Annotated in this window: 20 protein-coding genes and 1 tRNA gene; 11 read left to right on the top strand and 10 right to left on the bottom strand. The window is 67.4% G+C overall.

Features of this window, described 5'->3' with window-relative positions; translation table 11 throughout:
- Positions 1-2: 2 nt before the first annotated feature.
- The 5 genes from ACFY3D_RS32920 to ACFY3D_RS32900 all read left to right on the top strand — a co-directional run bounded on the left by ACFY3D_RS32920 (position 3) and on the right by ACFY3D_RS32900 (position 5038).
- The gene (locus tag ACFY3D_RS32920; RefSeq protein WP_389986817.1) at positions 3-941 is read left to right on the top strand and encodes an NAD-dependent epimerase/dehydratase family protein; all 939 of its coding nucleotides are present in this window, start codon (positions 3-5) and stop codon (positions 939-941) included.
- Between the two features lie 121 nt (positions 942-1062).
- Positions 1063-2001, top strand: coding sequence for a thiamine pyrophosphate-dependent dehydrogenase E1 component subunit alpha (locus ACFY3D_RS32915; protein WP_389986814.1), 939 nt, complete (start codon positions 1063-1065; stop codon positions 1999-2001).
- Entirely contained in the window at positions 2001-2963 is a 963-nt protein-coding gene (locus tag ACFY3D_RS32910; RefSeq protein ID WP_389986811.1) for an alpha-ketoacid dehydrogenase subunit beta, read from the top strand. Before ACFY3D_RS32915 ends, ACFY3D_RS32910 begins: the two co-directional genes overlap by 1 nt.
- Before the next feature lie 445 nt (positions 2964-3408).
- Entirely contained in the window at positions 3409-4098 is a 690-nt protein-coding gene (locus ACFY3D_RS32905) for an HAD family hydrolase (RefSeq protein WP_389986808.1), read from the top strand.
- Positions 4099-4117: 19 nt separating this feature from the next.
- On the top strand, positions 4118-5038 hold the full coding sequence (locus tag ACFY3D_RS32900; protein WP_389986805.1) for an NAD-dependent epimerase/dehydratase family protein: 921 nt from the start codon (positions 4118-4120) through the stop codon (positions 5036-5038).
- Here ACFY3D_RS32900 and ACFY3D_RS32895 read toward each other — a convergent pair whose 3' ends face one another.
- Positions 5039-5893 (bottom strand): hypothetical protein, encoded by an 855-nt coding sequence (locus ACFY3D_RS32895; RefSeq protein ID WP_389986802.1) that lies wholly within the window; start codon positions 5891-5893, stop codon positions 5039-5041.
- A 212-nt stretch (positions 5894-6105) separates the two neighbouring features.
- On the opposite strand from ACFY3D_RS32895, the gene ACFY3D_RS32890 reads away from it, so the two are divergent.
- Complete coding sequence (locus ACFY3D_RS32890) at positions 6106-6447, top strand: hypothetical protein (RefSeq protein WP_389987014.1); 342 nt, start codon at positions 6106-6108, stop codon at positions 6445-6447.
- 389 nt (positions 6448-6836) lie between these two features.
- Here the strand turns inward: ACFY3D_RS32890 and ACFY3D_RS32885 are convergent, their stop codons facing one another.
- The 4 genes from ACFY3D_RS32885 to ACFY3D_RS32870 form a co-directional block, all read right to left on the bottom strand.
- Positions 6837-7127, bottom strand: a complete 291-nt coding sequence (locus tag ACFY3D_RS32885; RefSeq protein ID WP_389986799.1) for a LuxR C-terminal-related transcriptional regulator — start codon at positions 7125-7127, stop codon at positions 6837-6839.
- Between the two features lie 660 nt (positions 7128-7787).
- A complete protein-coding gene (locus ACFY3D_RS32880; protein ID WP_389986796.1) occupies positions 7788-8795 on the bottom strand; it encodes a Gfo/Idh/MocA family protein in 1008 nt (335 codons plus the stop codon).
- A gap of 5 nt (positions 8796-8800) precedes the next feature.
- Positions 8801-10186 carry an NDP-hexose 2,3-dehydratase family protein gene (locus tag ACFY3D_RS32875; RefSeq protein WP_389986793.1) on the bottom strand — a complete coding sequence of 462 codons (1386 nt, stop codon included), beginning with the start codon at positions 10184-10186 and terminating at the stop codon, positions 8801-8803.
- A 39-nt stretch (positions 10187-10225) separates the two neighbouring features.
- The gene (locus ACFY3D_RS32870; RefSeq protein WP_389986790.1) at positions 10226-11290 is read right to left on the bottom strand and encodes a GDP-mannose 4,6-dehydratase; all 1065 of its coding nucleotides are present in this window, start codon (positions 11288-11290) and stop codon (positions 10226-10228) included.
- A gap of 296 nt (positions 11291-11586) precedes the next feature.
- Between ACFY3D_RS32870 and ACFY3D_RS32865 the strand changes: the two genes are divergently transcribed.
- From ACFY3D_RS32865 to ACFY3D_RS32850, 4 genes are all read left to right on the top strand, one after another.
- Positions 11587-11997, top strand: a complete 411-nt coding sequence (locus tag ACFY3D_RS32865) for a cupin domain-containing protein (RefSeq protein WP_389986787.1) — start codon at positions 11587-11589, stop codon at positions 11995-11997.
- Positions 11994-12695: a hypothetical protein gene (locus ACFY3D_RS32860; protein WP_389986784.1), complete on the top strand. Its 702-nt coding sequence runs from the start codon at positions 11994-11996 to the stop codon at positions 12693-12695. The genes ACFY3D_RS32865 and ACFY3D_RS32860 overlap by 4 nt, the downstream gene beginning before the upstream one ends.
- Positions 12692-13921, top strand: a complete 1230-nt coding sequence (locus ACFY3D_RS32855) for a class I SAM-dependent methyltransferase (RefSeq protein WP_389986781.1) — start codon at positions 12692-12694, stop codon at positions 13919-13921. The genes ACFY3D_RS32860 and ACFY3D_RS32855 overlap by 4 nt, the downstream gene beginning before the upstream one ends.
- 312 nt (positions 13922-14233) lie before the next feature.
- Positions 14234-15076 (top strand): RNA methyltransferase, encoded by an 843-nt coding sequence (locus tag ACFY3D_RS32850; RefSeq protein ID WP_389986778.1) that lies wholly within the window; start codon positions 14234-14236, stop codon positions 15074-15076.
- Here ACFY3D_RS32850 and ACFY3D_RS32845 read toward each other — a convergent pair.
- The 4 genes from ACFY3D_RS32845 to ACFY3D_RS32830 form a co-directional block, all read right to left on the bottom strand.
- Entirely contained in the window at positions 15045-15809 is a 765-nt protein-coding gene (locus ACFY3D_RS32845) for an rRNA methyltransferase (RefSeq protein ID WP_389986775.1), read from the bottom strand. The genes ACFY3D_RS32850 and ACFY3D_RS32845 overlap by 32 nt on opposite strands.
- Before the next feature lie 31 nt (positions 15810-15840).
- Positions 15841-16872, bottom strand: a complete 1032-nt coding sequence (locus ACFY3D_RS32840) for a methyltransferase (RefSeq protein WP_389986772.1) — start codon at positions 16870-16872, stop codon at positions 15841-15843.
- Between the two features lie 4 nt (positions 16873-16876).
- Positions 16877-17665, bottom strand: a complete 789-nt coding sequence (locus tag ACFY3D_RS32835; RefSeq protein ID WP_389986769.1) for a phytanoyl-CoA dioxygenase — start codon at positions 17663-17665, stop codon at positions 16877-16879.
- 994 nt (positions 17666-18659) lie between these two features.
- Positions 18660-18731: transfer RNA gene (locus tag ACFY3D_RS32830), tRNA-Val, on the bottom strand.
- Positions 18732-19202: 471 nt separating this feature from the next.
- On the opposite strand from ACFY3D_RS32830, the gene ACFY3D_RS32825 reads away from it, so the two are divergent.
- Positions 19203-19619 (top strand): SsgA family sporulation/cell division regulator, encoded by a 417-nt coding sequence (locus tag ACFY3D_RS32825; RefSeq protein ID WP_350949129.1) that lies wholly within the window; start codon positions 19203-19205, stop codon positions 19617-19619.
- A 72-nt stretch (positions 19620-19691) separates the two neighbouring features.
- Here the strand turns inward: ACFY3D_RS32825 and ACFY3D_RS32820 are convergent, their stop codons facing one another.
- Positions 19692-20297 (bottom strand): DUF305 domain-containing protein, encoded by a 606-nt coding sequence (locus tag ACFY3D_RS32820; protein WP_389986766.1) that lies wholly within the window; start codon positions 20295-20297, stop codon positions 19692-19694.
- Between the last annotated feature and the right edge of the window lie 38 nt (positions 20298-20335).

Genomic DNA, 20335 nt, shown 5'->3' with positions numbered 1-20335 from the left:
ACATGCGCGTGCTCGTGACCGGTGGATGCGGGTTCATAGGTTCACATCTGACGGACGCGTTGTCCGAACGAGGGGATGCCGTAACCGTTCTCGACGACCTGTCCACCGGCCTGGCCGGACGGGTGAACCCGCAGGTCAGCGTCCACCTACAGTCGATCACGGACGCCGCGGCGCTCGCCGGGGTGGTACAGCGGGTCCGCCCGACCGTGATCTGCCATCTGGCGGCCCAGGCCGACGTGCGGGTCTCGGTCGCCGCGCCCGCGACGGACGCGGGGATCAACGTGGTCGGCACCGTCAACGTGCTGGAAGCCGCGCGCGCGGTCGGCGCCAGGGTCGTCTTCGCCTCCACCGGCGGCGCCCTGTACGGCACCGCCACCGTGAGCCCCTCCCCCGAAGGGCTCACACCCAAGCCCGAGTCCCCCTACGGCACCGCCAAACACTGCGCCGAGCAGTACATCGGCCTCTACAACAGGTTGTACGGCACCGGTCACGCCGTGCTCCGGCTCGGCAACGTCTACGGCCCGCGCCAGGACCCGTCGGGAGAGGCCGGCGTCGTGGCGATCTTCTGCGGCCAGGTCCTGCGTGAGCAACGGCCGACCGTGTACGGCGACGGCAGGCAGACCCGCGACTACGTTTACGTCGGCGACGTCGTCGAGGCCTTCCTCGCCGCGATCGACCACGGGGGGCCCGGAGTATGGAACATCGGCACCGGGAAACCGGCCACCGTCCTGGAGGTCCTGGAGGTCATCGGACGGGTCGCCGGCCGTACCCCCGAGCCGTTGTTCGCCCGCCCCCGCGCCGGCGAGTCGCTGCGCTCCGCCCTGGAGGTGAGCAGCGCGGCCGCCGAGCTGAAGTGGCGCGCCCGCACCTCCCTCGGCGAAGGGATCGCCCGGGTTTACGCGTGGGCGGCGGCCGGTAGTCCGATTCGCGCCCAGCGCTGATATTTGGGGTTCTCCTCAGTTTTCCGGAGATTTCCTCCGCGTACAGTGATGCCATGCCTTCATCGGGAAAGGGAGTTCCTTGACGAGCGCACCGGAACGATCCCGTCACCTTTATCGAGAGATGCGCCTGATCCGCGAATTCGAAGAGCGCTGCCTTGAAATGGCCATTTCCGGGGAACTCGTGGGTGGAATTCATCCGTACATCGGCCAGGAGGCGGTCGCGGTGGGCGTGTGCTCCAGCCTGGCCGTGAACGACATCATCACCAGCACACACAGGGGGCACGGGCACGTGCTGGCCAAAGGGGCCGATCCGAAGCGGATGCTGGCCGAACTGTGCGGCAGCACCGAGGGCCTCAACCGCGGCCGCGGCGGCTCGATGCACGCGGCCGACGTCGGCCTGGGGATCTTCGGCGCGAACGGGATCGTGGGAGCGGGCGCGCCCATCGCGGTCGGCGCGGCGTGGGCGGCCAGACGGGCCGGCCGCGATCAGGTGGCGGTGAGCTTCTTCGGCGACGGGGCACTGAGCCAGGGGGTCGTGCTGGAGGCGTTCAACCTGGCCGCGCTCTGGTCACTGCCTGTCGTGTTCGTCTGCGAGAACAACGGGTACGCGACCAGCCTGCCGGTGACCACGGCACTGGCGGGTGACCCGGTACAGCGGGCCGCCGGTTTCGGCGTCACAGCGCGCGCGGTTGACGGCATGGACGTCGAGGCGGTGACCGAGGCGGCGGCCGAGGCGGTCGACGGCTGCCGACGCGGCGCCGGCCCCTACTTCCTGGAGTGCCGGACCTACCGCTTCAACGGCCATCACTCTTTCGAGCACCAGGTGGGACTCAACTACCGCGACGACGACGAGGTCGCCCGCTGGCGCGATCGCGATCCTCTGGCGCTGCAGGCCGACCGTCTTCCGGCAGATGTCGTCGATGCCGCGGACGAGGAGGTCGCCGCGCTCGTGGCCGACGCCGTGGCGTTCGCCCGATCGAGCCCCACGCCGAATCCGGGAGACGCACTGCTCTACCTCTACGCCAACCAGATGAGGACGCGAACCGGGGCGGTGCTCTGATGGCGCATCTGACGTACATCGCCGCGCTGAACCAGGCTCTGCGCGACGAGATGGGCCGCGACGAGCGGGTGTTCGTCCTCGGAGAGGACGTCCGGCTCGGCCTGACCGGCATCACGTCAGGGCTGGCCGTGGCCTACGGCGAGGACCGCGTGGTCGACATGCCGCTGTCGGAGCAGGGCTTCACCAGCCTCGCGACCGGCGCGGCGATGGCGGGTCAGCGCCCGGTCGTGGAGTACCAGATCCCGTCTCTGCTGTACCTGGTGTTCGAGCAGATCGCCAATCAGGCGCACAAGTTCTCGCTGATGACCGGTGGCCAGGTGAGCGTTCCCGTCACATACCTGGTGCCGGGCTCGGGCTCGCGCTCCGGTATGGCCGGGCAGCACTCCGACCATCCCTACAGCCTCTTCGCGCACGTGGGAATCAAGACCGTCGTGCCGGCAACGCCGTCGGACGCCTACGGCTTGCTGTTGTCGGCGATCCGCGACCCCGACCCCGTCGCCGTGTTCGCCCCCACCCTCCTGATGGGAACGGCCGAGGAGATCACCGGAGAACCGGGGCCGGTTCCGCTCGGCAGTGCCAGGGTCCACCGCGAGGGCACCGATGTCACCGTGGTCGCCGTCGGCCACCTGGTGCAGACCGCCCTGCAGGTCGCGGCCGAGCTGGCCGACGAAGTCTCGATCGAGGTGGTCGACCCCAGGACCGTCTACCCGATCGACTGGGCGACGCTGGGTGCGTCCGTCGCGAAGACCGGGCGGCTGGTGGTGATGGACGACTCCAACCGCGCGTGTGGCCTGGGCGGCGAGATCCTCGCCACGGCGGCTGAGGAGTTCGCACTGGTCGCCCCGCCGAAGCGGGTGTCACGGCCGGACGGGGCGGTCATCCCGTACGCGCTCGCGCTGGATCACGCGCTGCTGCCCAGCGCGCGACAGCTCACCGAGGCCCTCCGCGCCGTACTGAAGTGATACACGTGATCGACGCGGCGATGAGGCGATGAGGCCGGACAGGCCGCGGCGCAGGACGGTGATGTACCGCGGGCAGCCGCCCTCCGTCGTCGCGTCGTCCGGATGCCGAGCCCCGGCGAGTCCGGCGCGGGTCCGTGCGGGCCTCGTCCTGACGCCACGGGGCCGGCGCGCCTCACCTCGGCGGTTTCAAAACCACGTGCCGTGGAATTCGGGCTCCTGCGCCGGAATTCCGCCGGTGAAGGTTCCCCCTTCATCCGCATTACTTCCTCACTGGGGAATCTCCCGGCCACAGACGATACAGGGGGCCGGGAGACGAGTCGCGGCTTTGTGTCGGAGAATAGGGAATCAACTAGTTTTGTCGGGAAATACATGGTCAAAGTCGATTATTGAATAATAGCCGTGCAAGACTCGCCACGATGCCTTGATGATGCTGGAGCGAGTTGTCATGACTGGATACAGCGCCACCGCGTTGGATGTCGGCGGAGTCATTTACTATGACGAACCTTTCGAGCTGGCCTGGCTCCAGGGCACGTTCGACCGGCTGTGCGCCACCGACCGGGGAATGACTCTCGAGACTTTTACCGAACAGGTCGAGCGGCACTACTCGGGGGACGAGATCCTTGCCCATTCCGAGGAGGCGGCGGAGAGCTGGACACACGTCCGTGGCGCCTGGAGCGAACTCGCTCAGGAGATTCCCGGCGCGGTGCGGGCCGTCGCCAGGTTGTCCCGGGAGATGCGCACGGTCATCGTGGCCAACCAGCCACCGGAGTGCGCCGGCGTCCTTTCCGCCTGGGGGGTCAGCGCCGCCTGCGAGGCGATGTTCCTCGACTCGCTCGTGGGGGTGGCCAAGCCTGACCCGGCGCTGCTCGGGATGGCCCTGGACCATCTCGGCGTGCCTCCGGCCGACCTGCTGATGGTGGGCAACCGGGTCGATCACGATGTCCTGCCCGCGCTGGGCCTGGGATGCGCCGTGGCCTTCGTCATGGAGGACTCGGGTTACCGCCGCCCCTTTGGGGTGCATCCGGAGCTGGAGAGGGCGTATCGCGCGATCCGCTCGTCCAGGCCCGTTCCCACCGAGGGAGAGCGGGTCACGATCACCGCCTCCCTGGCCGAGTTGAGTACCGGTTCTTACTGACCGAGAGGAAGGAGCGCACGTGCGAAAGCGCCCGTCGGCAGTGATCGGGGCTACCGGATTCATCGGATCCCGGCTCGTGTCCGGGCTGCGCCTGGCCGGGCACGAGCCGGCCTCGTTCAACCGCACCTGCCCGCCCGTGGCCGACGGCCGTCCCGCTCCGGGGCTGTGCGAAGCCGAGATCGCCTTCTTCCTCGCGACGCGGACGACCCCGGCCCTCGCGGAATACCGGCCCGGAGAGATCGTGGCGGAGCGGGCGCTGCTCATCAGCGTGCTGGAGGAACTGGCTAAATCGGGCCGCCGGCCGCTGTTCGTGCTGGCCAGCTCAGGAGGCACGGTCTACGCCCCGCACGCCTGGCCGCCGTACGCGGAGTCCGCCCCCACGGGGCCCACCTCCGCGTACGGCCGGGCGAAGCTGCAGTTGGAGCGCGATCTGCTGCGCTACGCGGACCGGGTGCAACCGGTGGTGCTGCGGCTGGGCAACGTCTACGGGCCCGGTCAGCGGCCCACGCAGGGCTTCGGCGTGCTCGCCAACTGGCTCACGGCCGCGGCCCGCGACGAGCCGGTCCGCCTCATCGGCGACCCCCAGGTGGTCAGGGACTACGTACACGTGGACGACACCATCAGGCTCCTGGGGATGCTCCATCAGTGCGTCAGGGAGGACAGGGCCGACAAGGTGCCCTCCATCCTGAACGTCGGCTCCGGCGTGCCCACCTCCCTGGCCGGGCTGCTGGACATCGTCTCGGCCGTGGTCGGGCGCGAGCTCACCGTGATCAGAGAGCGCGGCCGGCACTTCGACCAGCGCAGCACATGGCTGGACTCCTCCCTGGCCGCCGCCTCGCTGGGGTGGCGGGCGACGATCAGTCTCAAGGAGGGCGTGCGCCAGTACTGGAAGCAGATAATGGAGGCCAAGTCCAGCGTGGACGTGATCGGTAGCCTGTGATCACCTCTGGTCGGACCGGTACCGGGAGGACATCGGCGTGCGAGGCCGACGCAGTCTCAGCAGGAGCTCGTGGACCGCGCCGACGGCGGTGGCCGCACCGTACAGGCAGGCCAGTGGCCAGCCTGCGGTGCGGTGCCTGTTCCACTCTTTGCGCAGTCCCGGGACCGTCTCGTTCCTGCCGGCCTCCGTCCTCCCTTGCCAGTAAGCCCGCCGCAGGAGATAGCGCAGCCGCAGCCGGCCGCGGTCCACGTCATGCACGACGGAGTGCTCCGGCAGCAGTGCTTCCCGTCCCCCCGCCTGTTTCATCAGCTTGATGAAGGTGGTGTCCTCGCCGGACTGGAGGCTTTTACCGGTACGGCTGAGCTTCAGGTCGAAGCGGAGACCGTGGGCATGGGCGAAGGCGGTGTCCACCGCCATGCATGCTCCCCAGATCTTGATCTCGCCTTCGTCCTGGTGCCAGCCGACGAGGTGGAACTGCCCCGAGGTGAAGTACCACGGCAGGCGCCACGACGGTCGGCGCAGCCGGACGCCGGCCATGTGAGCACCGGCGCGCAGGGACTCGCGGACGGCGGTGACGGCCGCCTTGTCGAGCCGGACGTCGTCGTCGGCGAACATCACATGATGCTCCGGCCATTCCGCGAGCACTTCGTTGCGGGAGGCCGACAGCCCTCGAGTGGCACCGATGATGCGCATGGTTCCGCCCGCCGCGCGCACCTCGGCGACCGCCTTCTCCGCCTCCGGGCTCGTGGGCCGGTCGAGGAGCACGAAATACTCGTCTCCCGACAACTGGGCCAGGTTATGACGCACGTGCTTCAGCACGTTCTCGCAGCGGAAAGCGCAAATCGCCACCACCATCGGTCGGTCCCGCGGACAGTCGTCTCGCATCGTTCAGTCTCCACCCGTCGGCGTTAAAAATTCGAGGCCGGCCTTGCCGTCGTTTTATAGGAAAATTCCCAGTATATTGCCGAGCTGGTTGCGCGCACGCCAAACAATATGAACGCACACTTATTCCGGCTGGAGGTCGGGCCTGACTTCCACAGGCATGCCGACCGGCCGCAGGAGATTCGCTGCTCACCTTCCGCGGCGCGGTGTCGCCGGGAAGCCGAGAACGGCATCGCGCCACGGCGGATGCCTTTCACCGACCACCGGTTTTTCTTCCCCAAGGTGGTATGGGCCGGGTGGCGACGCCCTCGGGAACGCGGATGACGTTCACGACCGACGCGAAACGACCACACCGTCGTCACACGGTCGGGCCGGCGCCCGGGGCGGTTCTTCCGAGTCTCAGGGGCGGGGAGCCCATCTCGCCCGGTCGCCCCGACTCGCCGCAGTCGCCCGGTCCCCGAAACCGGATCCGGCCTCACCCGCCCTGGGAGCGGGCCGCCACTTACGGCCGTCCTGCAACCCGCTGACGGATCTCATCACCCGCCGCCCGCGTCGACATCCACGGCACGCGCGGTCTCAACAAGTTCACCTACCGGGCGAAGCCCACAGGGCCGACCCGACTTGTTCGGGACAAACATCCAACAACTCCATTCGTCGAGTCGCATCCCCGGCCGCCCCGGCACAACCGCTTCGAGACCCCGGGCGCGTTCTCGGTGAGGCGGCTTGGGAGCACACCCGGCAGGTGGTGGAGCGGCTACGCGGGCACAGCGACGTGAATTTGTCCTGTCCAACGGCCCGGATGTGTCCGGAGCAGAACGGGAGGGCTTGTATTTGGAGTCGCGGGCATCGACCCGCCGCGTTTCAACGAGCCGGCCACGACATTATGGCGAAGCCTTCCGAGGCCTCGTTCCGGCTCTCAGGGAACGGTGAATCTCTCCAGGCGGGGCGGTGGGATGCGTCCGTCCGTCCGGGGAGCTTCGGGCGGCCACGTGCCGGGCAGCAGAATTCCCATCGAATACGCTTTGGCGACGAGGGCCGGACGGTTCGGCACCCGAAGCTGTTGCAAGAGCTTGCTGACGTGATATTCGACCCCTTGGCGGCTCAGATAGAGTTTGCCGGCGATCTTAAGTGTTCGCTCACCTGCGGCGATGCTTTCTATGATTTTGACGTGTAGTTCCGATAAGGGGGTAGTAGAGTTGGATTGCATGATCCTCTTATCTATCGGCCTTATCCATTCCCATCGACGCCTGTCGATGTGATCGAAGATCTCGCCTCTGATTTGTTCTTACATGGCATCCCCCTCTCACCGGACAGAGATCCGGTCATGCCGTATTGCTTGGTGATGCCGTGCCCCTACACATAGATCACCGGGCGCGTCGAGACACGATTTAACAACCCATACCCCACAGGAAACTCGCCTGTCAAGGTCTGGGTAACTAGGCATAACTCAAGCAGTTAGGAATACACCGCAACAATAACACGGAAGGTCAGGCCGACAATGATCTTGAAATCGCTCTAGTGGATTTACTAACATTGGTTGCGGAAAACCGAATCGGCCACTGATCCAGCCGTGATGAAATTGGTGTTGATATGCCGGTTTGCGGCGGTGCCCGAGTGGCGCTCGGCCTGCGGACAAAGGCATCCGCCAGTGGGCGTCTTGGCATTGACGGCGTACGCGACACTCGTGGCCGGCGGGGCCGGGCGTGACGGCGATCCGGCGGTGAGCCGTCCGCACCTCCCCGGGCATCGCAGCGGACGGGCGCCTACCATGATGCGTTCATCGGCCGGTTCACCGTGTCCGGCGAGCGGACCTTCCGCGTGTCCTGACCGATCCGGACGCCGACGCGCCGGCCCCGGCGATCAGTGGTTACGCCACCGACGTGTCGGCCTGGCCGCGGTACGTAGAGCGCGCCCGGTCCCTGATCTGATCGACCAACCGCGCCTGAACGCGGATCGCCACCTCCGCGTCGGCCGACCGCTCGGAAGCGCTCACAGCGCGAAGGAACGCGCGGAGGGTATTGGCGAACTGGTCCTCGGGCGGCAGGATCACCTTCCGCACCTCGTTCTGGCGCTCCAGCCGGATCACCGGGTGCCAGGTCGGCGGAGGCGTGTAAGCGCGGTCGACGAAGATCCGCCCTCGGCTGCCCCACAGCGCGTAGTCGCAGCGGTACACATGCTCGAACCCGAAGGCGACATGAGCCGTCCTGCCGTCGGGCGTGGAGAGCAACGCGTTGCCCGCCACATCGACGCCGTAGTTCGGATCCTCCTTCAGCGTCGCGCCGACCACCTCAAGATCGGGGCCGAGGAAACGCTGGGCCGCGCTGAGCGGGTACACGCCGACGTCGAGCAGGGCGCCGCCGCCCAGGTCTGGCCGGTAACGGATGTCCTTCGGGCTGAGCGGCGGAAAGCCGAAGGTGGCGCTGAGCATGCGCAGCTCGCCGACCTCCCCACCGGCCACCAGGTCCTGGACGGCGGCGTGCAGGCCGTGCCGGAGAAAGGTGAGGTTCTCCATCAGAGTCAGCCCTCGTGCCCCTGCCAGCTCCAGAACCTCGATCGTGTCGACGTATCGCGTGGTCAGCGGCTTCTCCACGAGCACGTGCTTGCCCGCGTTCAGCGTCCTGACGATCCACTCGCGATGTAGTCCAGCGGGCAGCGGGATGTAGACGGCGTCGATGTCCGGCCGTTCCAGAAGCGCCCGGTAGTCCTCCACGGCCTTACCGCCGAAATGATCGGCGAACACCTTGGCCTTGGCCATGTCCCTGGCCGCGACGGCCACCAGCTCGACCGCGGGCTCGCACTGGATCACCGGCAGGGTGCGACGCCAGGCGATGTCGGCGCAGCCCAGCAGGCCGAGCCTGATCGGATGCGTGGGCATGACGCTCACCACAGACTGTGCAGACAGGTCAGCAGACTGCGGGCTTCCACGTTGACGTAGTAGCCGTGCCGCAGCAGGGCGGTGAGCTGGTGGGCGGTGACCCAGCAGAAGTCCTCCGGTATATCCAGCGGGAAGTCTTCGTCCGCCTCCACCAGCAGGTAGCGGTTCTGCGAGTGATGGAACCTGCCGCCCTCCTCGGCGAGGATCGTGTCGTAGAGGATCCGCCCGGCGGAGACGCTCAGCACGTAGTCGAGGAAGATCGGCGGGCCCCCGGGATAGTTCTCGGGGTTGCACTGGACGGTGGGCCCCATCTCCATGGCGTCCAGCAGGCCTGCCTGGAAGCGCGCGTGAACGAGCAGGTGCGCCACCCCGTCGATGTTCTTCACCACGAAGGCGACCAGTCCGCGCCCCTGCGGGTGCAACAGCGGCTGGTCCCACTCGGTCACCTCGCGGTGGTTCGCGCGTACGGTGACCCCGATGATGCTGAAGTGCCGCCCGTCATCGTGGGTGATCTCGTCCCCGGTGTCGCGCCAACCCGGCAGCCCGCGCAGAGGCACGCGGCGGACGGCCAGCTCATGGCGGCTCTTGGCCGAGGTGAACCAGCTCAGGACGCCCACCATGCCGTGATGGGCCGTGCCCTGCCCGTTGACGGAGCGGGCCAGCGCCGCGGCCATACCCTCTCCCTCCGCGATCGTGCTGCCGACGTGGCAGAAGAGGGCGGGCAGGCAGGACAGCACAGTCCTGGTGTCCATGTTCACGAGCCCGTCGATCCGCAGCAGTTTCCTGATCTCCCGCAGGGACAGCCAGCAGTGCTCGTCGGAGACGGGCAGGTCTTCGTTGACCTGGACGACCATGTTCCTGTTGCGCTTGCGCAGAAACCAGGAGCCCTGCTCCGACTGCAGGACGTCGACCAGGACCTGCCGGGCGGGCGGGTGAGTGAAGTACTCGAGATACTTCGTGCGGCTGCCGCGGTGGACGCGGGTGTAGTTGCTCCGCGTGGCCTGGACGGTCGGCGAGAGCTGCATCGTGTTGAGGTTGCCCGGCTCCATCTTGGCCTGCATCAGGCAGTGGGGCACGCCGTCCACCATCTTCACCAACAGGCCAAGGATACCGATCTCCGGCTGGTTGATGATCGGCTGGCTCCACTCGCGAACCGCGCCGTAGCTCGTGCGGACATGCAGCCCTTCGACCACGAAGAACCGACCGCTCTCGTGCGCCAGATTTCCCGTGGCCTCGTCGAACGCCCATCCGCGCAGCTCGGTCAGCGGTGCGCGGTCCACGTGGCAGCCGGACATCCGGGTCCGCTCCGCGAACCAGGAGAGGAATCCCTCCCGTTCGCCGCCTCCGCAGGCGGCAAGGTTACGGTGACTATCCAGATCTGCTGAGGTCATCACGTGTCCTTAGGTCTTTGGGCCGTCCGGCACGAGGGCTCACCACGACGACGCCACCTCGGGCACCTGAGTGTTGAGGTCGTGGCGCGAGTCCCGCAGCAACCGCATATCGCTGTCCACCATCATGGCGACCAGTTCCTCGAAGGGGACGGCGGGCTTCCAGCCGAGCTTCTCCCCCGCCTTCGCCGGGTCGGCGCACAGCTGGTCGACCTCGGCCGGACGCAGCAGCAGGGGGTCCACGACCACGTACTTGCGCCAATCCAGACCGACGTGCGCGAAGGCCGATGCGACCAGCTCTTTCACGCTGTGCGTGACGCCGGTGCCCAGCACGAAGTCCTCCGGCTCGTCCTGTGCCAGCATCAACGCCATGCCCCGCACGTAGTCGCCGGCGAAACCCCAGTCGCGTTCCGCGTCCAGGTTGCCCAGCTGCAGGGAGTCACGCAGACCGAGTTTGATGGCGGCCACACCGAGCGACACCTTCCGTGTCACGAACTCGGCGCCGCGTATCGGCGACTCGTGGTTGAACAGAATGCCGGAGACCGCGAACATGCCGTACGACTCACGGTAGTTCTGCACCGTGTAATGGCCGAACGTCTTCGCCACGCCGTACGGGCTGCGCGGATGAAACGGCGTGAGCTCGTTCTGTGGCGTTTCTCTGGTCTTTCCGAACATCTCCGACGAGGATGCCTGATAAAAGCGCGACTGCCCCGGTCCCGGAGTCTGGGAGGCGGTTACCCCGCTGACGATCCTGAGCGCTTCCAGAGCACGAAGAACGCCCATCCCGGTGATCTCCGCCGTGGTCGCCGCCTGCTGCCACGAGATGGGGACATATGACAGCGCACCAAGGTTGTAGACCTCGGCCGGCTGCACCTTCTCGATCGACGCGATCAGGCTGGACTGGTCCAGCAGATCACCGCTGACGAGCCTGACCTCCGGATTGGGCCGCTTCCTGTCACGGGTGGCAGGCGGCGCCTGACCCCGTATCATCCCGAATACCTCATAACCGGCCGCGAGAAGGTACTCAGCGAGATAAGTGCCGTCTTGGCCGGTAATCCCAGTGATCAATGCGCGCTTAGTCAGGATAATCTCCAGCCATGAGGCCATCCGCGCGAGGTATCACCCTACGCCGACGGTCAACTGTCATCCAGCCATAGTCGAAACGGGCACATTGCCCATATCACGGCTCACGATACGCAATATTCTTTCCGACATCACGAATCAGGAAAACAGTTTAGTGAATTTACTAGTGAATGCCGAGGTACCCGGCGCATCCGCCCTGGGCGGACGCCGCCGCAGTCGGCCGGCGCCGAAATCTAGCATTTCCCTCAGCTCCAATCCCGCTAAGGCACGTTAACCTCGGTTACTCCTGCGCCCAAAGGAACGAGCCGAGTGGAAGTTGTATGAAAATCGAAGTCCTCAAACCGTCCTGCAACCTGGATACCGTCAGAGACGGGCGCGGCGGCATTTTCACCTGGGTGCCACCCGACCCCATCTTGGAATTCAACATGCTGCACCTGCACCCCGGAAAGGTCCGCGGCCTGCACTACCATCCGCACTTTGTCGAATACCTGCTCTTCGTCGAGGGTGAAGGCGTGCTGGTCACCAAGGACGACTCCGACGACCCGAAGTGCCCCGAGGAGTTCATCCACGTCTCTCGTGGGGTGTGCACCAGGACGCCGATCGGGGTCATGCATGCCGTGCACGCCATCTCGTCCCTGACGTTCATCGCCATGCTCACCAAGCCGTGGGACGAGTGTGACCCACCGCTGGTGCAGGTCGAGCCCTTGCCGCACACCCTGGAGCGCGTGTGAGAGTCGCTGTCGCCGGCGCGCGGGGCTTCGTCGGATCGGCCATCGTCCGCGCCCTCGGCGGCGCGGCAGTGCCCGTCGATCGCGAGAACTACGAGGAGGCACGCCGCAGCGGCCCGTTCGACGTGCTGATCAATGCGGCCTGCCCGTCCCGCCGCTACTGGGCACGCCACCACCCCGAGGAAGACCGCCGCGAGACGGTGGCCAAGACCGAGGCGTTTATGCGCGACTGGGAGTGGAAGAGGTTTCTCCAGATCAGTACCATCTCCGCGCGCACCCAGCTGGACACCCCCTACGGCCGACACCGGGCCGAGGCCGAGGAGCTCTGCGCGGGCGGGCTCATCGTTCGCCTGGGCCCCATGTACGGCACCGGCTACACCAAGGGTGTCCTACAGGACTTCCTCGGCGACCAACCGGTTTACGCGGCGGGGTCGTCACGGCAGAGTTTCGCACCGGTCGACTGGTGCGGCCGGTGGGTGGCCGACCATCTCGACGCCGAGGGGCTGTGGGAGCTGGGCGCGCGGACGACGATCACCCTGAGGGAGATCAGGGACGCCGTCGGCTCACGCTCCACCTTCGACAGCGACCGGGTCGATGACCAGTTCCCCGTGGTCACCGAGCCCGAGGCCGACTGGCCGGACGCCTCGAACGTGGTCTGCTGGCTCAAAGATCACAGCCGAGCACGTCTTGGAGAATCATGACGGACCAAGCACACATGACGGTCATCGACCGCTGCCGCATCTGCGACAACACCGACCTGCTGCCCGTGCTCGACCTGGGCGCGCAGGCGCTCACCGGCGTCTTCCCGCGCACCCTCGACGAGCCCGTGCCACGGGTGCCGCTGGAACTGGTGGTCTGCTCGCCGAGCGGCTGCGGACTGGTGCAGCTGCGCCACACCGCGGACTTCGGTCTCATGTACGGAGAGCGCTACGGCTACCGGTCAGGTCTGAACCGCTCCATGGTCGAGCACCTGCGCGGCAAGGTCGCCGCCATCACGAAAAAGGTCGAGCTCGGCGCCGGCGACGTGGTCGTGGACATCGGCAGCAACGACGGCACCCTGTTGTCGGCCTACCCCGCCGACGGCCCCACCCTGGTCGGCGTGGATCCCGCGGCCTCCGCCTTCGCCGAGTTCTACCCCCCGCACATCGAGCGGATCACCGGTTTCTTCTCCCGCGACCTGCTCGGCGGACGCCGCGCCAAGGTCGTCACCTCCATCGCGATGTTCTACGACCTGCCTCGCCCGCTGGACTTCATGCGCGAGGTACGGGAGCTGCTCACCGACGACGGCATCTGGGTGATCGAGCAGAGCTACATGCCCGCGATGCTCCGCGCCACCGCCTACGACGTGGTCTGCCACGAGCACCTGGACTACTACGCGCTGCGCCAGATCGAGTGGATGGCCGAGCGCGCAGGGCTGAAGGTCCTGGACGCCGAGCTGAACGCGGTGTACGGCGGAAGCCTCTCGGTCGTCCTGGCCAGGCGTACGGCCCGCTCCCAGGTCAACGAAGCGGCCCTGGCGGCCATCCGTGACGGAGAGAGGGACCTCCCGCTCGCCTCGTTCGCGCGGCGGACCGCGGAGCACCGCGGCCGCCTGCTCGACTTCCTCGCCGAGTCACGGAAGAACGGCCTGCTCACCCTCGGGTACGGCGCCTCCACCAAGGGCAACGTGATCCTGCAGTACTGCGGGCTCGGCGAGGCCGATCTGCCGTGCATCGCCGAGGTGAACCAGGACAAGTTCGGCTGCTACACCCCGGCCACCGGCATCCCGATCGTCTCCGAGCAGGAGGCCAGGGCACGCCGCCCCGACCAGTTCCTGGTCCTCCCTTGGATCTACCGGGAGCCGGTGATCAACCGCGAACGCGACTTTCTGCGCTCCGGCGGGAAACTGGTCTTCCCACTGCCCGAGCTGGAGGTGGTGAAGGCATAGGGTGGCCTACTGGAGCGGTCGGTCGGGCTGAAAGACATCCCAGGTCATAACTGTGTCAAGTCGTAGCGATTCAAGGATGATGCGACCAGGTGGTTGCCTCCTCGGGGAGCCTGCCGGTTTCGAGGCGGCCGGAGAGGATGCCGACGAACCGGCCCCGCCTCCTCGCCCGAGCGCTCCATTCTCCCGGCCAACCAGCGGGGCGCTGTCCTTCAGCAGGGTTCAAGGCCCGGGGCACAGAGGTGCCCACCCGCCGGACGGCCACCGACCAGCGAGCCGCCCTACGGCGACCCGCTACGACCGATGAGGACACACGTGCCGGCGATTCGGCGAATCACCACGCGCAATGCTCGGTTCCAGCAGTGGGAGTCTCTGCTCACCAACCGCAACAAGCGGACCCGAGCCCGCGAATTCCTGGTCCAGGGAGTCCGTCCGATCTCGCTCGCGGTGAAACACGGCTGGCCCATCCACGCGCTCATCTACAACGAGCAGCGCAATCCTTCGAAGTGGCTGGAGGAGCTGCTGCGCACGGTGCGAGTCGACCGGATCGCGATGGATCCCGAGATGCTGGCGGATCTGGGCGAGAAGAACGAGGCGCCGCCCGAGGTCGTCGCCGTCGTGGAAATGCCCGCTGACGACCTCGGCCGCATCGCGGTCGCTGACGACTTCCTGGGCGTCGTGTTCGACCGTCCGACGAGCCCCGGCAACATCGGCAGCATCATCCGCTCGGCCGACGCCCTGGGCGCGCACGGGCTGATCGTGGCGGGTCACGCCGCCGATGTGTACGACCCCAAATCGGTCAGGGCGAGCACGGGCTCGCTGTTCTCCCTGCCGGCGGTCCGGGTGCCCGCGCCGAGCGACGTGTTCGGCTGGGTGGCCGTGCAACGTAAGCGCGGCAAGCCGATCGTCGTGGTGGGCACCGACGAGCACGGCGACTGCGACGTCTTCGACTTCGACTTCACCCAGCCGACGCTCCTGCTCGTCGGCAACGAGACCAGCGGGCTCAGCAGCACATGGCGCGAGGCGTGCGACACGATGGTGAGCATCCCCATGGCCGGGGCGGCGAGCTCGCTGAACGCCGCGAACGCGGCCACCGCGATCCTCTACGAGGCGTGCCGGCAGCGGATCACCGCTGCGCGGACCGGTCGGCCGCGATGAGGTCGGCGGCGACGAAGAAGGCGACCGCTCTGGTACCGATCCGCAGCAGCTGACGGGGACGGACGCCCGCCCCCACGGGCACGCGACGGCCACGGACGGCCACGGCGACCACCGTGTGCGGTGGCAGGACCTCCCCCAGCGCCGCCATCATCGCCGGCAGGCCCTTGTCCTGATGGCCTCCCTGCCAGTTGGTCTGCTCGTCGTAGGGCGGATCGGTGATCACGATGTCCGGCTCGTGGCCGTCGATCGCCGCGGCCAGCTGGGCGGGATCGAAGACGTCGGCCCGCCGGAGGCGGTGGGGCACCGGGCCGCCGCCCGCGGTCAGCCGGCGGGCGAGCCGCTCCGCCGCCTCGGCGGCCCGCGCGTAACCGGGTTTGCCGAAGCGTTCCGCCCGGTCCGCCAGTTCCGCCGCCCTGCTTCGCAGGCCGGTCTCGGTCAGCAGGTTCAGGTTGGCCCGTGCCGTACCGAGTGCGTCCTCGGAGAGGTCGGAGGCGAGCAGCGCCTTGACGCGCGGGCGTTGGAGGAGGGCCAGCACGGTGAGCAGGTAGCCGCTCCCGCAGCAGGGGTCCCACACCACGGCCGGCTCCGTGCCACCGCGCAGAGCCAGGGCACGCTGGAAGATCTCGGCGGCGAGCCGTACCGGGAAGGCGGGCATGCCGGGGGCGGAGTGGAGAACGGAGCCGCCGGCGAGGTCGCTGTGATCCACCCGTGCCGTCTCGTACAGGTATACCAATCTGCCCGTCCTTGTCGTCGAGGCCCCCAGGTTACCCCGGCCGCGCCTCGATCCAGCAGAAGCCGGTTGGCGGCAGTGGCTCGATCCCGGTCAGGGTGAGGCCGCCGCTGGCGCACAGCCGCTCGAAGTCGGCGCGAGTCCGCTCCAGGCCGTGGCCGTTGACGAGGAGGTTGAGGTCGTTGAGATAGGTGAACGGATTCGCGTTCGGTGGTACCTCGTCGGGAAGAACGTGCTCGATCATCAGGATCCGCCCGTGGGGGGCGACGCTTTGCCCGCAGTGCCGCAGGATCGTCCCCGCCCGATCGTCGTCCCAGCCGTGCACGATGCTCTTGAGCAGGTAGAGGTCGGCGCCGCCGGGAACACCGGCGAAGAAGTCGCCGGCCTCGACCGCACAGCGTTCCGCCACCCCCGCCCTGTCAAGGGTCTGCTTCGCCGCTGACGCGCCTGCGGCGCTGTCGTAGACCACTCCTCTCAGCCCCGGGTGCGCCCGCAGCACGGCGGAGATCAGCGTGCCATCTCCACCGCCCACGTCCACGATGGTCTCGAATCCGCTGAAGTCATAGCCTTTCACGACCGCTTCGGCCACACTCAGCGTGCCCTGGCTCATCGCCGCGTTGTACAGCCGCGACAACTCGGGGTGATCAGCCAGATAACCGAAGAAGTCGGTCTTGAACGTCTCCTCGAAGGCGGGGCTGCCGGTGCGCAGGCTGAACTCCAGGTTCTGCCAGGCGCTCAGCATGGCGGGCTCAGTGATCATCCGGGCGAGCGCGTACATCGACCCGGGCCGGTCGGCGCGCAGGAGCTCCCCCACCTGGGCGACGCCGAAGCGGCCCGGGCTCGCCTCCGTCAGGACCTCCAGCGCGACCAGCGCGCGCAGCAGCCGGAGCATCGCGTTCTCGCGCATGCCGTACTCGGCCGCGAGGTCGTCCGCGCCGCGCTCGCCGTCACCGATCGCGTCGGGCAGCTTGAGCCGCGCCGCCAGGCCCACCACCTGCGTGGCCATGCCTCCGAGGACGAGCCCCACCAGGCTCTGCCACGGGGGATTCTTCGTTCGTTCTTCCATGGCGCTAACGCTCGTCCTCCCTGCCCAGGCCGAGGCGGATCGCACGCTCGACCGGTGAACACTCTCCATCCGCCCGGTCGAGGTCCAGTTCCCCGACCGGCAGCAGCGACGGCTGGGCCATGAACCGGGGGCGCAGGCCCGTGTTGGAGATGGGCGTGTGCACCAGGAACGGATGGCAGAGGTAGGCATCGCCCGCCTCGCCCGTGGCCAGGGTGAGCGGCCTGTGCGCTCCCACGCCCGCCGCCTCCAGGTAGGTCCCCTCCGGACCGTACGGCGCGAGCAGCGGCGGCACGTCCAGATGGGAACCAACGCGCAGGAGCGTCGGCGCGTCACGCTCGCCCGTGTCGGTGTAGAGCAGGAGCAGCAGCAACGACCGGCCCCGCGAGGTCACGTTGCAGCGAAGGATCTTGTCATAGTTGGGCGGGACGAGCGCCAGTTCGCCCTCCCAACTCAGCGCGTTCGCCGCCTCCGCTTCGGCTGTCAGGAAACTGGCGTCGATGTGCCAGCCGTAGTCCTCGGCCTCCTCCGGCAGCTTCGTCCGGGGAAATCGCACCGGAAATGTGCCGACCTTCTCAATGGGCGTCCATCGTCCGGGCCCGACCAATTGATCGAAAGCGGCGTGCAACTCGGGAGTGTTGGCACTGCGCACGAACGGCTCGGCGTCCTGGAGTCCTAGCCTGACCACTTCTCTGGTCCACGTCCCCGGGTCGTCCGGATCCATGTCGAGCTGCTTCCACAGCAGGCCGCACGCCTCGGCGGCAAGATCTCTGGGGAACGCGCCCTCCACCTTCACGAATCCGTCCTGAACGAACCTTTCGATTTGCTCGTCTGTCAGCAACCGGGCATCCATCGCGCTCCTTACTGGAGAGGAGTATCCCGCTCGTTTATATCCACGGAATCGGCTCCGGGCGCGAGGTGGCGATAAGAACTAGAATTTTCCTCAGACCCGTGGCCCAATGCCGTTTAGATAGGGATTTTGACTGATACTTTCCCTTGGTGGCGGAGGACATTGAGGTCGGCGGGCCCTCCGGCCGACGGATCGGGTGGCGCTGCCGCCGTCGGCGGCGCCGAACTAGAACCGGTCGTACGGTCACGTCACGAGTTCCACGGCTTCGGGGAAGTCGCTCGGGACCCACAGCGCCGACGGCCGGGGCCCGCCGCCTCACCCGCGGTCATGATGTGGCGGGCTCGGATGTGAATCCAATGCCTTGACGATCTTGGATCGCGGAAGGTCGCTCTTGGCGTAGCTCGTGAACCGTCTTCTCGCCCGGGTCGATATCCGGACCGGCACCGCGCCCGGATCATGGCGAACCCGCGAGACCCGGCCATCGACCTGGCTCGCCTGATCGGCTGGACCGATATCGTCGCCGCGCCCTATCGTCGCCACCCCGCGGACGGTCAGGTCTCATAACCCGAGAACGCTTCGGTCCCGAGGCCGTACCGGCCGTAGCGAGGGAGACGGGCCTGCACGCCCGGGGTTTGGCCGTCCCGCCACTTGGGGCGCGCACGGGGGAACCCGGGACCCTCGCCTGGTCGCATGCGGACTGGAGGACAAAGAGGATAAATCGGACGCCGTTGAACAGCGGGCGACGTTCGTCGTTCCTTCCGCACCCTCACCACGAGAGCGGGGCTGGACGCGGAGAGGTGGAGATCTCTGGAGGTGTGGCGGCCGGGTCGGACCTTCCCGGGCATCACCGAGGCGGCGTGGTCGCACGGCACGGTCATGAGCAGAGGAAGGCCCCTCGGCTGGTGTCAGCCGAGGGGCCCTGACCTGCTTCTTGCTAGTGTGGGCGATACTGGGATCGAACCAGTGACCTCTTCGGTGTGAACGAAGCGCTCTCCCGCTGAGCTAATCGCCCGCCCTGTGCGGCCCCTCACGGTGCCGACGTGGAAAACCATACAGCAATCCGGGAGCACTCGCGAAGCGGTGTTCGCCACTAGGATGATCTTGAAAGACGACACGGTCGGGAGGCAAAGGTCTGAGGATGCATCCGGCGGGGGGCTACGGTGTCATAGCATCGTCCTGATCCGTAGAAGCACCGAACGACCCGCGCTCGACCCGAATCACCCGAGACGCCCCGCCAGGGAGTCGACGGTGACCAAAACGAGACGCAAAACCCTTGCAAATACGGCCCTGTTGGTGATGTTTAGCCAGGTAGATGCCCAAATGTCGCACTGTGATGTGTGTTACAGAAGGGCGTGGAGGCGGAATCTTTCCTACAGGTTTCTTTGTTCCGCGTGGTAGCTCGCGAGGGACGAAGCCGTTCGTAGCAGTGAGAGCAGTGAAAGCCCCGCAGAGGGGACCGACGACGAAAAAGGTTTGGCTGACGATGAACAGCTCCACCGTCTCTGCCGAGCTAGGCCTTCGGCTTGTGGTCCCCGACCGTACCACCGTCCCCCTGCTCGCCGGACTCAGCTATACGGCCGGTGATCCGTACGCGATCAGGATGGCCTTCCACGTGGGCAACGACGAGCCCGTCGAGTGGATCTTCGCTCGCGAGCTGCTGACGGTCGGCATCGTGCGGCGGGTCGGCGACGGGGACGTCCAGGTGTGGCCGGCGCGCGCCGACGGCGAGCGCACGTTGCACATAAGCCTCACCTCGCCGTTCGGCCAGGCCCTGTTCGAGGTGCCGCTGGCCCCGCTCACGGAGTTCCTGCACCGGACCTACGAGCTGGTCCCCGCCGGTCGCGAGACCGACTTCATGGACCTCGACGCCGAGCTCAGCAACATGCTCTGGAGTTCCTGACCCGCGCCCCGCGGGGGGCTGCCCGGCTGTCGGAATCGTCCGCGGCGCTCCGCCCCCAGGCCGGGGAGCACGTCAGGTTCCGGATCTGAGCAGGTCCCGCATCCGGGCGATCTCGATGCCCTGGCCGGCCACGACGTCCTTGGCGGTGGCCAGCATGGCCCGGTCGGCGCCCTCGCGCAGCTGGAGCCCGGCCATCGTGACCGCCGCCTCGTGATGAGTGATCATGAGGGTGAGGAAGAGCGTGTCGAAGGCCGGCCCTCTGGCCGCCCTGAGCCGGTTCATCTCCTCCAGCGGGAGAGTGTGCGCGTCGTGGTCGCCGTGCTCGCCCGGAGTCCTTCCCACCGTCTTCAGCCATGAGGTCATGGCCGCGATCTCGGGTCGCTGCGCGGCGGTGATCCGCTCGGCGAGCCTTCGCAGGGAGGGGGACGACGACCTGGAGGGCACCAGCTCCGCCATCTCCAGCGCCTGCCGGTGGTGCGGGATCATGCCCTCGGCGAACCTCACGTCGGCCGCGGTGACGCGCGCCTCGGACTCTCCCAGCCTCTCGCCCGGTCTCGCCGTGCGACCGCTCTCCCCGGGGCCACCAGGAATGATCACGGGCGCGCCGGATTCGGCGACGAGCGGGGCAGGCCGCTCCGATCCGGTCTCCGCGCATCCACCGAGAACCGATGCCACCATGATCATGGCGATAACCTGACTCGGCACACGCATCCTCC

Source organism: Streptosporangium sp. NPDC000509, from assembly GCF_042898365.1.
Classification (GTDB): domain Bacteria; phylum Actinomycetota; class Actinomycetes; order Streptosporangiales; family Streptosporangiaceae; genus Streptosporangium.
This window is presented reverse-complemented; position numbering and strand designations above follow the sequence as displayed.

Excerpts from the sequence above, each read along its gene's own strand:
- ACFY3D_RS32920 (WP_389986817.1), top strand. The coding sequence starts at position 3 with ATGCGCGTGCTCGTGACCGGTGGATGCGGGTTCATAGGTTCACATCTG.
- ACFY3D_RS32825 (WP_350949129.1), top strand. The coding sequence starts at position 19,203 with ATGAACAGCTCCACCGTCTCTGCCGAGCTAGGCCTTCGGCTTGTGGTC.
- ACFY3D_RS32910 (WP_389986811.1), top strand. The coding sequence starts at position 2,001 with ATGGCGCATCTGACGTACATCGCCGCGCTGAACCAGGCTCTGCGCGAC.
- ACFY3D_RS32820 (WP_389986766.1), bottom strand. The coding sequence starts at position 20,297 with ATGGTGGCATCGGTTCTCGGTGGATGCGCGGAGACCGGATCGGAGCGG.
- ACFY3D_RS32915 (WP_389986814.1), top strand. The coding sequence starts at position 1,063 with ATGCGCCTGATCCGCGAATTCGAAGAGCGCTGCCTTGAAATGGCCATT.
- ACFY3D_RS32840 (WP_389986772.1), bottom strand. The coding sequence starts at position 16,872 with ATGGAAGAACGAACGAAGAATCCCCCGTGGCAGAGCCTGGTGGGGCTC.
- ACFY3D_RS32880 (WP_389986796.1), bottom strand. The coding sequence starts at position 8,795 with ATGCCCACGCATCCGATCAGGCTCGGCCTGCTGGGCTGCGCCGACATC.
- ACFY3D_RS32885 (WP_389986799.1), bottom strand. The coding sequence starts at position 7,127 with ATGCAATCCAACTCTACTACCCCCTTATCGGAACTACACGTCAAAATC.
- ACFY3D_RS32855 (WP_389986781.1), top strand. The coding sequence starts at position 12,692 with ATGACGGACCAAGCACACATGACGGTCATCGACCGCTGCCGCATCTGC.
- ACFY3D_RS32865 (WP_389986787.1), top strand. The coding sequence starts at position 11,587 with ATGAAAATCGAAGTCCTCAAACCGTCCTGCAACCTGGATACCGTCAGA.
- ACFY3D_RS32905 (WP_389986808.1), top strand. The coding sequence starts at position 3,409 with ATGACTGGATACAGCGCCACCGCGTTGGATGTCGGCGGAGTCATTTAC.
- ACFY3D_RS32895 (WP_389986802.1), bottom strand. The coding sequence starts at position 5,893 with ATGGTGGTGGCGATTTGCGCTTTCCGCTGCGAGAACGTGCTGAAGCAC.
- ACFY3D_RS32870 (WP_389986790.1), bottom strand. The coding sequence starts at position 11,290 with ATGGCCTCATGGCTGGAGATTATCCTGACTAAGCGCGCATTGATCACT.
- ACFY3D_RS32875 (WP_389986793.1), bottom strand. The coding sequence starts at position 10,186 with ATGACCTCAGCAGATCTGGATAGTCACCGTAACCTTGCCGCCTGCGGA.